The 13,164-nt window shown below is 40.8% G+C and carries 15 protein-coding genes; 4 read left to right on the top strand and 11 right to left on the bottom strand.

The features are described 5' to 3' along the window. Positions 1-3: 3 nt before the first annotated feature. The 8 genes from meaB to ACRD7P_RS02480 all read right to left on the bottom strand — a co-directional run bounded on the left by meaB (position 4) and on the right by ACRD7P_RS02480 (position 6,784). The gene (gene meaB, locus ACRD7P_RS02515; protein ID WP_430905905.1) at positions 4-1,053 is read right to left on the bottom strand and encodes a methylmalonyl Co-A mutase-associated GTPase MeaB; all 1,050 of its coding nucleotides are present in this window, start codon (positions 1,051-1,053) and stop codon (positions 4-6) included. Continuing rightward, positions 1,050-1,616, bottom strand: a complete 567-nt coding sequence (locus tag ACRD7P_RS02510; protein WP_430905904.1) for a DUF2911 domain-containing protein — start codon at positions 1,614-1,616, stop codon at positions 1,050-1,052. Before ACRD7P_RS02510 ends, meaB begins: the two co-directional genes overlap by 4 nt. An 820-nt stretch (positions 1,617-2,436) precedes the next feature. After that, positions 2,437-2,736, bottom strand: coding sequence for a hypothetical protein (locus ACRD7P_RS02505; RefSeq protein ID WP_430905903.1), 300 nt, complete (start codon positions 2,734-2,736; stop codon positions 2,437-2,439). Between the two features lie 190 nt (positions 2,737-2,926). Beyond that, a complete protein-coding gene (locus ACRD7P_RS02500) occupies positions 2,927-3,205 on the bottom strand; it encodes a YgaP family membrane protein (RefSeq protein WP_430905901.1) in 279 nt (92 codons plus the stop codon). Between the two features lie 4 nt (positions 3,206-3,209). Next, a complete protein-coding gene (locus ACRD7P_RS02495; protein ID WP_430905900.1) occupies positions 3,210-4,112 on the bottom strand; it encodes a haloalkane dehalogenase in 903 nt (300 codons plus the stop codon). Positions 4,113-4,117: 5 nt separating this feature from the next. Then, a complete protein-coding gene (locus ACRD7P_RS02490; RefSeq protein ID WP_430905899.1) occupies positions 4,118-5,011 on the bottom strand; it encodes a DUF6503 family protein in 894 nt (297 codons plus the stop codon). A gap of 52 nt (positions 5,012-5,063) precedes the next feature. Next, a complete protein-coding gene (locus ACRD7P_RS02485) occupies positions 5,064-5,645 on the bottom strand; it encodes a TetR/AcrR family transcriptional regulator (protein ID WP_430905898.1) in 582 nt (193 codons plus the stop codon). A gap of 233 nt (positions 5,646-5,878) precedes the next feature. Beyond that, positions 5,879-6,784 carry an aldose epimerase family protein gene (locus ACRD7P_RS02480; RefSeq protein ID WP_430905897.1) on the bottom strand — a complete coding sequence of 302 codons (906 nt, stop codon included), beginning with the start codon at positions 6,782-6,784 and terminating at the stop codon, positions 5,879-5,881. Positions 6,785-6,885: 101 nt separating this feature from the next. Between ACRD7P_RS02480 and ACRD7P_RS02475 the strand changes: the two genes are divergently transcribed. From ACRD7P_RS02475 to ACRD7P_RS02465, 3 genes are read left to right on the top strand one after another with little or no spacing between them, the layout of a single operon-like run. Beyond that, complete coding sequence (locus ACRD7P_RS02475; protein ID WP_430905896.1) at positions 6,886-7,410, top strand: RNA polymerase sigma factor; 525 nt, start codon at positions 6,886-6,888, stop codon at positions 7,408-7,410. 1 nt (position 7,411) lies between these two features. Then, a complete protein-coding gene (locus ACRD7P_RS02470) occupies positions 7,412-8,014 on the top strand; it encodes a hypothetical protein (protein ID WP_430905895.1) in 603 nt (200 codons plus the stop codon). Then, positions 7,986-9,434 (top strand): hypothetical protein, encoded by a 1,449-nt coding sequence (locus ACRD7P_RS02465; RefSeq protein ID WP_430905894.1) that lies wholly within the window; start codon positions 7,986-7,988, stop codon positions 9,432-9,434. The genes ACRD7P_RS02470 and ACRD7P_RS02465 overlap by 29 nt, the downstream gene beginning before the upstream one ends. Before the next feature lie 287 nt (positions 9,435-9,721). Here the strand turns inward: ACRD7P_RS02465 and ACRD7P_RS02460 are convergent, their stop codons facing one another. Then, entirely contained in the window at positions 9,722-10,456 is a 735-nt protein-coding gene (locus tag ACRD7P_RS02460) for a sugar-binding protein (RefSeq protein WP_430905893.1), read from the bottom strand. Positions 10,457-10,756: 300 nt separating this feature from the next. On the opposite strand from ACRD7P_RS02460, the gene ACRD7P_RS02455 reads away from it, so the two are divergent. After that, the gene (locus ACRD7P_RS02455) at positions 10,757-11,566 is read left to right on the top strand and encodes a lysophospholipid acyltransferase family protein (protein WP_430905892.1); all 810 of its coding nucleotides are present in this window, start codon (positions 10,757-10,759) and stop codon (positions 11,564-11,566) included. A gap of 207 nt (positions 11,567-11,773) precedes the next feature. Here the strand turns inward: ACRD7P_RS02455 and ACRD7P_RS02450 are convergent, their stop codons facing one another. Together ACRD7P_RS02450 and ACRD7P_RS02445 are read right to left on the bottom strand one after the other, a co-directional pair. Further along, positions 11,774-12,424 carry a hypothetical protein gene (locus ACRD7P_RS02450; protein WP_430905891.1) on the bottom strand — a complete coding sequence of 217 codons (651 nt, stop codon included), beginning with the start codon at positions 12,422-12,424 and terminating at the stop codon, positions 11,774-11,776. A gap of 4 nt (positions 12,425-12,428) precedes the next feature. Further along, on the bottom strand, positions 12,429-12,923 hold the full coding sequence (locus ACRD7P_RS02445; protein ID WP_430905890.1) for an RNA polymerase sigma factor: 495 nt from the start codon (positions 12,921-12,923) through the stop codon (positions 12,429-12,431). Positions 12,924-13,164: the final 241 nt, after the last annotated feature.

Genomic DNA, 13,164 nt, shown 5'->3' with positions numbered 1-13,164 from the left:
GTATCAAGGTTTCTTGCCCTCATTTTTAAGTTTCAACAGCCGTTCCGCAGCGGAGAAAGGCGATAGTTTTCCGTCGGATACTTCAACAATGTAACGTTCCAATGCATCACGGATTTTTTGATGTGTATAAAAGTCGTCCCTCAATCGCTCCTCTATGGTCTGTAGAAGCCATTCCCGATTTTGATGGGCGCGTTTGGAACGAAAAAAAGTGGTTTCCTTATTTTTTTTAAAATAGGCGTCCATAAGCTCCCAAAGTTGGGAAATCCCGGTTTTTTCCAATGCGGAGCAACAGCACACCTCGGGGACCCAACCGTTTTCTTTTGGTGGGTAAAGTTGTAAGGCCCGTTTGAAATCCTGTTGGGCCAATCTTGCCCTTTTTAAATTATCGCCGTCCGCTTTGTTGATTACGATGGTATCGGCCATTTCAATGATACCTCTTTTGATGCCTTGTAGTTCATCGCCCGCACCGGCGAGTTTAAGCAGTAGAAAAAAATCGACCATGCCATGTACCATGGTTTCACTTTGGCCTACACCTACGGTTTCGACCAGTACGACATCATATCCGGCCGCTTCGCAAAGCATTATGGTTTCGCGTGTTTTTCTGGCAACACCTCCTAAAGATTGTCCAGATGGGGAAGGGCGTATGAAAGCGTGCTCGTTTTTGCTGAGCTCGGGCATGCGCGTTTTGTCCCCCATGATACTGCCTTTATTTTTTTGGCTGGTAGGATCTACGGCCAATACGGCAACCTTCATTTTCATATCGGTTAGGCGTTTTGCGAACGCTTCGATAAAGGTACTCTTACCGACCCCGGGTACTCCGGTAATGCCGATTCGTAAGGACTGATCTTCTTGGGCCAAACATCTTTCTATTAGGGCGTTGGCCCGTTTTTTATGGGCGGGGCTGGTACTTTCTATGAGTGTTATGGCCCGGGAAAGCATCGTTTTATTTCCTTGGACGAGGCCGTTAAAAAGCATCTCGTCCGAAAGGGTTTCTTTTCGCTTTCCCTGGATTTTTGAGACGTTTTCAGGGTCGATGTTCTTGCGTTCCTTCACCGTACAATGTTAAAAGGGATGCGTACCCGGGTCTCTTCCCAAGAAAGGATCATCGCCAATTGTGGGCTTTCCTCAAACTCGATCGTGAACCGTTCCACCATTTTTTTTGTGGCTTCGGGCATGATTTCGCACCGTAAAGCGTCTTTTTCGGAATTCCGGGTTGTTTCCGTACCACCGCTCAAAAACGTTACGCCCCAATCCGGTACTTCCCTGTTGAAAATAATGGTCCATTTTTCCTCAGTTGGGATGGTCCATAAGGAGTAGGTGCCCTTGGCCAACTTTTGGTCCGCGATTTGAATATCGGTGTTGGTACTAAAGGTCGTCGGTTCATTTGCCCCGGTACGCCAAACGGCGCCATAGGGTACCAAATTGCCGAAAATGGCACGCCCTTTTTTGGATGGGCTGGAATAGGTTACCGCGAGCTGTACCCCATCTCCTTTATAGCTTGTAGTTTGTTGGGGACTGTGCTTTTTGGTCTTTTCCTTCATATAGGGATATCCCACAAAGTACCCCAACAGGCCCATCGCCATGATTCCTATGAAAAACCATTTTAAGAATTTCATTGCTTTTGGTTTTGTATCCCTAAGATACTAATACCATTTTAACTTTGAAATAGCACAAATGCATCGTTTCTTTTTCAGCTAGTATTGGTTAAACATTATGACCGTAAAGGAGGGTTTATAAAAGTTGAAGATTTAAATTCTATGCTTTTTTCTGATTCAAGAAAGATATCAAAAAAGCGCAAACCTAATGGATTTCGTTAATGCCGGTGTTTTTGACGCCTTGTTACCCACAATAGTTGTTGTTATTAATTTTGATCGTGAATAGTATGATTTAAGAAAAAGGCAGACTTACTTTTCTAAAGTTAGTGTTATTTTTCCTTTTTTTTGATTTGAAGCCATATGCTCATATGCCTTTTTTATGTCTTTCAATTCGGATGTAGTAGCTATAATTGGTTTGTATTTTTTGGTTTCTAAACCTCTTAATACATGGTTTTTCATTAGTGCAAAACGAGATTCTACTTCTAAAGTTTAAAAAACACAATGAAGACCAACGATACGAATGCCTTTTATCAATAAAGGGAACAGAGGAATTGCGGGTATTGGATTCAGCGCTTAAGCACCGTAAACCAAAATAGTAACTTCAAAGCTGGACGCTTCGACTAGGTAGTTAAAGAAGTCCGTATCGGCAATGGCGTCCATTGCTATATCAAATCCTTATTCCCGCTGTGAAATCTTTTACCGATTCCGTGAAGTTTTCTACTTCATAGGCGATAACTAAATCTGCGCCTTGTTCTTTTAAAAATTCTCTCTTTTGATCCTGTTCCTGTGGTAGCTATTACTTTTGCGATAGAGCTTTTTGCTAATTGAATGGCTGCTACACCTAAACCTGAACTTGCTGCTGAAACAAGAACAGTTTGTCCGAGCTCTTTTTTAAACTACCATTTAATATCAATGCTGCATAAGCGGTTCCATAAGCCATCCAAATTGCTGCACTTTTTTTAAAAGATATGTTCTTGGGCTTTTTGATAACGGCTTGTATGGGAGCAACTACGTATTCTCTAAGAAACCCATATTCTGTGGGAGTAATATTTGGTGTCAAAAATACTTCTTCTCTTTTTCCAAAACCATCTATATTGGAACCTACTTTCTCAATGATACCCGCTGCTTCAAGACCTAACAATGATGGGAGTTAGGCTGGAAAAGATACTAATCCTTAAAGAAAAGTTATTCGACTCCGTTCAGGCCAGCGGCTTTTACTTTTATGACGATTTTGTTTTCTTTTGGAACAGGTATTTCCCTTTCTACAATGTTAAGCACTTCTGTGCCCCTATCTCAATAAATTCAACTCCTTTCATATTTTTTCAAATAGATTATTTTTCAAACTTTATACCTTTTTTTGATAGATGTTCCTGTTCATGTTTAGGTACCGTAGATATGTTAGCCATATAATTAATACCACACCTTGCTGTTGCAGCAGTTCCCAATACCATAATTGCTAATATTCCCGACACAATACCTAGAACACCACTTATTACACCGAAATACCAAGAAGCAATTATAGCCATAGAAATAATTGCTCTGATTATTCTATCTTTTTTTCCTAAGTTTCTACTAAAACCGTAGGTTAAACCTTTTATAAATCTGTTCATTTTTTCAGTTTTTAAATTTCTTCCCGTACCACACTACTATTCCTTCTCCAATTTCGTGAGGATGTGTTTCTTGTATGTAGTGTTTCCCTTTTCCTAAATTGATTGCGGTTAAGTTTTTCCAAGTAGCTATAATTTGTTTAGCTTCTTTCGGTTTAATGATCATTCCTGGCTTAACGTGAAACATTAATTTTGGAACTTCCGAAGTAGGGAGATAATCATTATATGCTTGTATAATGTCCGTGCTAAATTTTGGGGTTCCGCTTATTGCAATTTGAGATGGCCATACAAAAAGTGGTTTGCGATGCGCTTCTTCTATGTATGGCGCTCTGTAGTACTCCATTTCTTCCGTGGTCAATTTTCTACCTGTCATCATTGGCAAGAATCGATTGACAAAAAAGTGATTCTTTACAATCATCTTGTAACCTTTCTTTGGATGCCTGAATCGTTTGAAAATAAAGCGCTCAATAATGTTTGCGTCGCTCCAGGTAATGGGCCTAACAATAGCTTCGAGGAAAACAATACCGGCAACTTTTTTACGGAAGCGGTTTGCATAATGAAATCCAATACCCGAACCCCAATCTTGAATTACGAAAATGATGTTATTTAACTCCATTTTATTCATAAAAGCATCCATATATGCTATATGGTCCTTAAACGTGTAATCTATATCAGGTTTACCTGACTTCCCCATACCTATTAAATCTGGAGCGATTACGCGCCCTAATGGTGAAAGGTATGGGATGATGTTTCGCCATAGATAACTCGATGTGGGATTTCCATGAAGTAGGAGAAAGGTGTGTTCGGAATTCTCATTTCCTTCATCTACGTAATGAATTTTGGATTGGAGAACTTCTTGATAATTGGATTTAAATGGGAATGCCGATGCTATTGCTTTTTTCTTTACCATTGATTCTATTGTTTAGTTGGTTTTGAGAATCCATAAGACTTTAATCCATCTATGGGATAAAGCAATTCCTTGTCAAATGAGTTGAACCGATAATTATCTAAGGAGATACTATATACCTTGCTTTCTAATTTTTTAGGTCCCTTTAGTTGAATTATAATGTTACTTGGCAGGTAAGCACCTATACTTGTTTCTTTTCGTTCATATCTTGCCGTTGCGTGTCGCAAACCTTTGGGCATCGTTATAAAGAAATCATTTATAGTAACTTCCAACAAATCAATGAATTTTGTTTTTGGGTTGATATAGACTAAAAAGCGATCGAACTTCTTGTTTGGTTCTTCACTTCCCCAAGTAACGTATACTGTTTCATACACAATCCCCTCAAGTTCTTTCGTTCCCGCATATCTAATAATTTCCGCGTCCGGCAAGTGCATTGGCGCTTCCATTAAGTAATGATAGGTGGCCAATCCCCAAATGTATCTATCGTGTTCGTGTAGTTTAAGATAATCGCCGTTCGATTTTTTTTTATATCCTTGCCAGGACTGAACACCTTGTATAGTACTTTCTTTTCGACCTTCCAAGTATTCTACTTGACCATCAAAACTATTGGTAGCTAAGCGAAGTTGGAGCGCGTTTCCATTATTGCCTGGAAAAGCATTCATTGGCATTAACAACCAGGCACCATTCCAATCAAATTTTGTATTCGCCTCGTAGACTTCTGTATTGGCAAGTTTATCATAACCCATTATTATTTTAGCCTCATTTAGGAGTATTTTCCCTTTTTGTTCGGAATTGATTATTGAATTTGATTTTAGTGCGGTTGTCCTTAGGTCAATCGATTTACAAGATTGGGAAAGGCTTATGATTATTATAAGGCTTGACAGTTTCAATAGGTTTTTCATTCTGTTCATATTAATAATTAGACTGTTCTGTTTAATTTAAATTTAAATTTTTTTATGTTTTGATAAGGTTAAAAGTAATATCCAGCCAAATATCCATATATACTCTTGACCTAGTGACTTTAGTTCGCGATAGCGCACCGTAAAATCCTGCGTGCAGGTATTCGGCCAATTCCATTGGGGAATAGGCAGTGGTTATCTGCTCAAGCTTCTGACCTTTATCTATTATAGGCGCAAGGACGTTTAACCATCCTATAAAGTGTTGATTAGCCGCTGCACCAAGATTATCGATATTACGACCGACCTCCATGCTCATATTGTTAACCAAACAACCGCCAGCATAATTATCTTGCTCATTCATATCCATTACCATTGCGTAAAATGCTTTCAGCGATTCAATGGGAGTAAGGCTGGATTCCTCAAAGAATTTTTCCATAAAACTTTGGTTTGAAAGCCCGTATTGATTTATTACTTGTTGCGCAAAATCCTCTTTAGATTCAAAGAAGTTGTAAAACGAACCTTTTGGAATCCCGGATTCTTTGAGAATTTCATTGATACCAACATTGTGGTATCCATTTTTTCTAAAAACTTCATAACCAACATTAAGAATATCTTCTTTGTTATATTTATATCCCATGGTTCAAATATAGATAAAAAATCTTAATTAGACCAGTTGGTTTATTCTTGGATTGGCACTTTCATATTGAGAACTTTGTTTTTCTCTCCATTATAGGCAACTTAAGGCTATGCCTTTACTTTTTGTTGGACCCCGTTTTTCGTAATATAAAATCTACCACAGCTCGAAACTGCGGTAAAACCAGCCGTACGGCAAATGATTACGAATCTCGTACCGCGTTTTTATTTAGGCCATCAGAGAATATCGAAAATAAATTCCGATTTGTTGGTGTAGGTGTTACCGGGCCGTAGCATGCTGCTCGGGAAATTTTCGTGGTTCGGGGCATCGGGCAGGTTTTGGGTCTCAAAACAAATGGCCGGCATATTGTCGGGGGTATATACCACCATTGCCGGTTGGTCGGTGCGCACCGTCATGCCGATACGGGACTTTTCAGAACTCAAATTTGCGGCCGTTTCACTGTCCGCGTCGATTAGGAAAGGCGTGTCCAGGGCAGTATTTCCTACTGCGCGTTTTCTGGTAAAGTCGAATTCCGTTTTCGAAACGGGAAGTATTGCTCCGGTGGGCAGCTTTTTATCGTCGGTCGCTACATAGTTGCTACACGCCATTTGCAGGTGGTAATTTTCGATGGTGGGGGCATCGTCCAACCTAAAATAGGAGTGATTGGTAAGGTTGACTATTGTCGTACGGTCGCATACCGCTTTGTGGATGATATGAAGGCTATTGTTTTCGATTTTATACGTAACGGAAACCTTTAAATTTCCTGGGTATCCCTCTTCCAAATGTTTGCTTTCATAGGATAGCGTCACAAAAGGGGTGTCGCCATAACTTACCTCTTCAAACGTCCAATATTTTTTACCGAAACCCTCTTTTCCCCCGTGTAGGTGTACGCCATTTTCTTGATGGAGGTTAAATGTTTCGCGATCTAGTTCAAAGCTCCCATTGGCGATACGGCCTGCAAAACGCCCGACACAAGCTCCCAGGAAAACGGTATCGTTCAGATATTCTTTCGGATTGTCATAACCGATTACCGTGTTCAACGTTTTTCCCGCAGCGTCCTTTACGAGCAGTTTTTGTATAATAGCACCGTAGTCCAGAACAATTAGGGTGATGAACGGGGTGCTGAGCGTAACTTGTTTCAAATCTTGAGCATTAAATTTTGTTAAAAATACTGTTTTTTGCAACATCGCTTTTTTTTGACCGTCCTTTAGATAACAACAACCAAAATTTAGGCTACTTGCCAATGTTTCAAATCGATCTCGTAGCGCGATGCAAGCAAAACGACCGTAAGGCGCAATTGAAGCTTTACCGCCAGTATTGCGACGGTATGTTTATAGTGGCGATGCGTTTTTTAAAAAACGAGAACGATGCCGAAGATGTTTTGCAAGAGGCTTTTATAAAAGCTTTTTCCAAAATCGACCAGTATAAGGGAGAGGTGAGCTTCGGGGCTTGGTTAAAACGCATCGTGGTCAACGGTAGCATCGACTTTTTAAAGTCCAAAAAAGAACAAACGGTGCCCATGGAAGAACATTTTGCGGTGGTCGGCGATGAAGATGATTGGAGCGTTTCCGATAGCGTAACGGCCGAAATGGCACGGAAAGCAATAGCACGTCTGCCGGATACCTATCGTTTCGTAACGCAACTTTTTTTAGTGGAAGGGTACGATCATAGCGAGATTTCCGAAATATTGGGAATAAGCGGTAGCGCCTGTAGAACACGTTTGCTACGTGGGAAAGAGCAGTTAAGATTACTATTAAAAACACATTGAGATGGCGAAAGATTTAAGGGAGCTGTTTAAAAATGAACGTGAAGACGGGAAAGATTCGAGCCGTTTAAAAAGCGGACACGAGGCACGTTTTGCGAAACGATTGGAGCATACGATGCCAGAAGGGAAAACCCATGGGAGCCGTCGGTTCCGCATTGCTGCTACGGTTACGATACTCGTCGGAATCGCCTGTTATTTTCTATTAAAAAAGTCCCATGCCCCGGGAACAACTCCCCCGGCCGTGGTAGAACATGAAAAACATACGAAAAAGGGCACTATGGATACCTTATCACTGGGAAAACTGTCCCCTGATTTAAAAAAGGTGGAAGATTATTACCTGGCCAGCATTCACCTCGGTCTATCGAAAATAGAGCTGTCCGAAGGGAACAAAGGATTGGTGAACAGTTTTATGGAACAGTTGTCAGGCTTGAATACGGAATATGAGAACCTGAACAGAGAACTGAACGAATTGGGCCCTAACGATCAAACCATTAATGCATTGATCAAAAACTTAGAGCTGCGCTTACAATTATTGCAAAAATTAAAAAGGAAGTTGAATACCATAAATACATCAAAAAATGAACAGATCCGTAACAATGCAATTTAAGGGACTCCTAGTGCTGCTGTGTTTCATCACCACAGCGGTTCGGGGTCAAGAACAGACGAAAAAATACCAAGAACGTTTTCTTGTGAATACCGAAACGGTACTCGACCTGAATACCAAAAATACCGACGTGGAATTTCAAACTTGGGACAAGGACGAAATTGCCATAGAAGCAACGATCGTTGTTACGGGTGCCACAAAAGAGGAGGCCGACGCGTATTTTAAAAATAACAGGATCAACATCAGCGGAAATAGTGAAAAAGTATCGGTCCGCACCGGGAGCATGCACCGTTCTTACTGGGGCCCCGAAGTACGTGAAATCGATATATCGGGTGGTGATATCGGCATACGTATCGATTCGTTTTACACCGGTCTGCCGGACATCAATTTTGATCGGGTCGCGATCGATATGGCGATTCTGGATGAAATGCCGCCCATACCGCCCCTTTCAGAAATAACTTTTGACTACCAAGCGTTTGAAAAAGATGGGGAGGCCTATTTAAACGAATGGAAAGAGCAGTTTTCTAAAAATTTTGATGCTGACTATGAGCTGCAGATCAAAAGATGGGGGAAAAGGGCCAGAGAACGTACTAAAAGAAAGAAACAAAAGGAGAAGGCACTAAAAAAACGACTTGAAGAAAGGAACGCGGCCAATGCGGAACGCACTAAAGCACGTATAGCGCTCTTGGAAGAAAGAACGGAGGCGCTGGCCAAACGGCGTGCCGCGGAACGGGCCAAAAGAATACACCTGATCAAAAGGGGCAATAGAGCGAACAGCTACTACATTTCCTCAAAAAAGGGTGAAGCCAAAAACTATACGGTCAAAAAGTATATTACCATAAAAATGCCCAAAAATCTAAAAATTAATATGAACGTAAGGCATGGTGAGATCAAATTGGCCGAAAACACCAGAAATATCAACGCAAATCTGGCCTATGCCAATTTAAATGCCTTTTCGATAGGGGGAAAGGAGACCACCATTGTAGCGTCATACTCCCCGGTGATGGTAAAACGATGGAACGAGGGCCGATTACGCGCCGATTATTCCGATGCGGTAGACCTAGGGGAAGTGGTAGACCTGCAGCTTAGCAGCACTTCCTCGGACGTTACCATCCATCGTTTGTTGGAAAAAGCGCAGATTTCCAGCGCTTTTGGACCGCTTCAGGTCAAGTTTATAGGGAAGGATTTTGAGCGTTTGGATATTTCCCTAAACAACGCCGAATTGTTCTGCAATGTACCCGAACCGGCCTTTACGTTTTTAGTAACGGCCCGTTCCTCAAAAGTGGATATTCCGGAAAATTTTGAAAAAAGTATAACACAAAACGGAAACGTGCTCACCTTTGAGGGATATCATCTTCAGAAAAACAATAATAAAAAAATCGTAATCAATTCGGATTACAGCGACATTGTCATTAATCGATAACGCGTTTGCAAATTCAAACTCAAACTCAAATACAAATTCAAACTCAAACTCAAACTCAAATACAAGCGCAAAGCTCTCTTTTACTTATTACTTACTACTTTCCACTAAACCATTGTTGAAAAAAGACGGCTGCGCTCAAGGAAGAAATAGCAAAGACCAAAGACAAATTCAAGTGTCAAGTTCAAATTTAAATTCAAGAGTCAATTTGAAAAACGGGCCCCATACGCAGCTTACTCCATACTAACTACTGACCACTAAAAGTAGTCACAGGTTGAAAAAGAAACGGCCTAATCGCCCAACACCAAAGTCCCAAATACATCCGAATCGATCCAGGCTATATTTTTATCGGCTCCCGGAATAAAAACCGAGCCAATAAAATTCTCACGTTCCGGGCTACCATCGTTATCACAATAGGCAAGGGCGAATCCCAGTTTGCTCCCTTTGACAAGGGAAATGGGCGATAGGGCGGCAGTGGCATCGGCATCTCCGGGATATACCCCCAAGGCGATTTCCCAAGTCATCCGTTGCTCGTCCCGAACCGATTTGATGTTCATATGGTCGTTCAGAAAAAGGGGCAACTTGTCAGGGCCGATATCGACTACCTTATGGTCCAAGGCAATATGGTATGCAAAGGCATTGTTGCTATGCTGGTGCAATCCTCCCGAATTATCGCTATCCATAAAAATTTCGAGACAATCATCGTTCCAATATCTTTTGAAGGGGTCTGCTATGGAATCGTAAAAAACATCATCGGTAATCTCTACCAAGAGGTATAGCGCTTTGGCATTCCAAGCAAGTTTGTAACGCCCGCTAAAATCGTCATGACTATAGGCGGCTCCCAACCAGTTCTGATCTAAGGCATGCCATTTTACTTTGTCCCAAATATGATCATTGGATTTACCGTCTATAATTGGAGCGTTCTCGGTCTTTTTAACCTCGATGATCTGATGGTCGGTTTTTTTCTCGCGATCAAAACAAGAAAACACTAAGAATAGCGTGCAAACTAGCAGGGGTATTTTCATAGGAAACTAGTTTTAGGTTAGTTCAATATATTAAATATAGTAATTTCTTACAGGTTTTGAAGTGTTGGATAGCCGTAACTGCCTTTTTATCGTTGGTCGGAGGTAAACCAAAGCTGTAAAGTAGCGGTATTACCAAGCTTGGGACCTGTTGATAGTAGCGTTCGATTTTCGTTTTCCAACATCCCTATCTTGATGATCGTACGTCGAGGGATGGTGGTATGACCAGTGGATGGCCTTAGGATATAATTTACAAAACGGGAGTACGTCCCGTTCCTTTTTCATTTTGTATTTTAGCGCTCTATGGGAATATTCAAGGAAAACCCTTTTGGGCATGTTCTTTTTTTAAAAAAATGGCTAATTCGAATTTTGGGAATGGTCACCCATGCACGTTACAAACAGTTCAACAAATTGGAAATAGAAGGCTCTCAGGTAATTAGGGACCTTCCACAGACCAAAGTACTCTTTGTAAGCAATCACCAAACCTATTTTGCGGATGTTGTGGCCATGTTCCATGTGTTCAATGCCAGTTTAAGCGGTCGTGAGGATAATATCAGCAATTTGGGCTATTTATGGAACCCCAAGTTGAACCTTTACTATGTTGCCGCCGCCGAAACCATGAAAAAAAGCCTGCTAACAAAAGTTTTGGCCTATGCGGGTTCCATAAGTGTGGAGCGTACTTGGCGGTCCGAAGGGAAAGATGTGAACCGACAGGTGAAAATGAGCGATATCTCCAACATTGGTACCGCGCTCGACGATGGTTGGGTAATTACGTTTCCCCAAGGAACCACTACGCCTTGGAAACCGCTCAGGAAAGGTACCGCCCATATTATTAAAAAGTACAAACCCATAGTGGTCCCGGTAGTAATCGATGGTTTTAGACGCTCTTTTGATAAAAAAGGGCTGCGGATTAAGAAAAAGGGAATACTACAATCGATGCATATTAAAGAGCCCCTTGACATTGATTATGAAAACGAATCGACCGAATCGATCATCGAGAAGTTAGAATATGCCATTGAACAACACCCTTCCTTTTTAAAGGTAATTCCCGAAAAGGAACTTTTAGCCTATGAAGAGGAGAACAAAATGCGAAAATGGCGACAGAATAACTGAAAAGCCAGGTGTAGCGGTATCTTTTTTGCTACCCACACTAAAAAATTCCCATTCACCCTTTTGCTGACGAATTATTTTTGATGGTGCTTTCATCGGTCCGATATGCTAACGGTAAGCACTTTTGCCTAAGCCCAGGTTTCATATTCATATTTACCGATCATTTCGTTGTGCCAAAAAAGGCGGAAACGGACTGCGTGGGTATGTTTTCTATACCTCCAACCTTCGCAGTTCGGTATAGTTCTTTTTCAATTTTCGGAGCAATAGGCCATAGAGTAAAAAGTATATGGCACCGGCTACCAAGGTCATTACACCGCCCATGACGGCTATACTTAAAATGAGACTGACTTTAAACTTTTCGGGGGATACGTGCTCGTGGTTCTTCCCCATTTCTTCGAAAAACGAAATAAAATCGTTGTTGAAATAAACGCCCATCATCATCATTACAACCGTAACGAGCACCATCGAGAGCGAAAAAATAATGTAGTATTTCACGGTTCGCCGTGTTTTCATGATTTTGCGCATGAGGTTTTTGGCATCGTCAAGAACCGATATTTCACGATAACGCTTATAAAAAAGAAATACAAAATAGAACACCACAATGTAGTATAATATGGAAACCCATAGATAATAAGTGTTGAATGAAGATTTTTCATATACCGCCATGCCTTCTTTGAGGGAAGGAAGGAGGTATAAAAGGAAAGGCAAGGTAATTTCGAGTATGCTGATGATCAAAATCCATTTTACAATAGAGGAAGATTTCTTCCAGGTCATTTGATGTATCGCATCATAGGACAATTTGGGAAGGTGTTCTTCCTTTTTTTGCCAATCTTTTTTTAATAATTCAAGTTCGTCCATCATATCCTTATGGATTCAGTATGGTTCGTAATTTTGTTTTAATGCGGTTCATTTTAACCCGCGCATTTACTTCGGAAATACCCAATGTTTCGGCGATTTCGCTATAATTTTTATCCTCTAGATATAAAAACACCAAAGCTTTATCGATATCCCCCAATTGTTTTACCGCCTTGTACATCAGTTTCAGCTGTTGCTCCTGTGTTTCATCATATTCGTCGGCTTTAATCTTAAAAATTACGGATTCGTAGTCTTGGGTACGAATTCTTTTTTTTGATTTTCGATACAGGGTAATCGCCGTATTCAATGCTACACGGTACATCCAGGTACTGAATTTACTATCGCCCCTGAATTTTGGGTACGCTTTCCACAATTGGATCGTTATTTCCTGAAAAAGATCGTTATGGGCATCACGATGATTGGTGTATAGCGAACAGACTTTGTGAACAATGTTTTGATTGCTCTCTAGTTCCGTCACAAATTGATGCTCCAGTTCTTTATTCACGTATCGGTTGGGTGAGTTGTTATTTGGTTAGTAACAAAAATGGGCCATTTGTTACAAGCAACAAACGAAAACTTTCAGTTTTATTGAAAATATGCCGCTTTTAGCCGTAAGGATGTCGGTTTTTTGATTTTTGAAAGTGTGTCGAGCGTTCCGGATGCAAAGTTCATGTTCCGGACAACAAAAAAAGGAACTGTTATGTTCCGTAGCACTAGTATCTGTATTTTTGTATTGAAGTGGTTTA

Origin of the sequence: Maribacter sp. 2-571 (assembly GCF_050589625.1) — a bacterium.
GTDB lineage: Bacteria > Bacteroidota > Bacteroidia > Flavobacteriales > Flavobacteriaceae > Pelagihabitans.
This window is presented reverse-complemented; position numbering and strand designations above follow the sequence as displayed.

Bases quoted from the DNA above. Each gene is read 5' to 3' on its own strand.
- ACRD7P_RS02500 (WP_430905901.1), bottom strand. From the start codon at position 3,205: ATGAACAGATTTATAAAAGGTTTAACCTACGGTTTTAGTAGAAACTTA.
- ACRD7P_RS02465 (WP_430905894.1), top strand. From the start codon at position 7,986: ATGAACAGATCCGTAACAATGCAATTTAAGGGACTCCTAGTGCTGCTG.
- ACRD7P_RS02450 (WP_430905891.1), bottom strand. From the start codon at position 12,424: ATGATGGACGAACTTGAATTATTAAAAAAAGATTGGCAAAAAAAGGAA.
- ACRD7P_RS02460 (WP_430905893.1), bottom strand. From the start codon at position 10,456: ATGAAAATACCCCTGCTAGTTTGCACGCTATTCTTAGTGTTTTCTTGT.
- ACRD7P_RS02475 (WP_430905896.1), top strand. From the start codon at position 6,886: ATGTTTCAAATCGATCTCGTAGCGCGATGCAAGCAAAACGACCGTAAG.
- ACRD7P_RS02510 (WP_430905904.1), bottom strand. From the start codon at position 1,616: ATGAAATTCTTAAAATGGTTTTTCATAGGAATCATGGCGATGGGCCTG.
- ACRD7P_RS02490 (WP_430905899.1), bottom strand. From the start codon at position 5,011: ATGAAAAACCTATTGAAACTGTCAAGCCTTATAATAATCATAAGCCTT.
- ACRD7P_RS02455 (WP_430905892.1), top strand. From the start codon at position 10,757: ATGGGAATATTCAAGGAAAACCCTTTTGGGCATGTTCTTTTTTTAAAA.
- ACRD7P_RS02495 (WP_430905900.1), bottom strand. From the start codon at position 4,112: ATGGTAAAGAAAAAAGCAATAGCATCGGCATTCCCATTTAAATCCAAT.
- ACRD7P_RS02485 (WP_430905898.1), bottom strand. From the start codon at position 5,645: ATGGGATATAAATATAACAAAGAAGATATTCTTAATGTTGGTTATGAA.
- ACRD7P_RS02470 (WP_430905895.1), top strand. From the start codon at position 7,412: ATGGCGAAAGATTTAAGGGAGCTGTTTAAAAATGAACGTGAAGACGGG.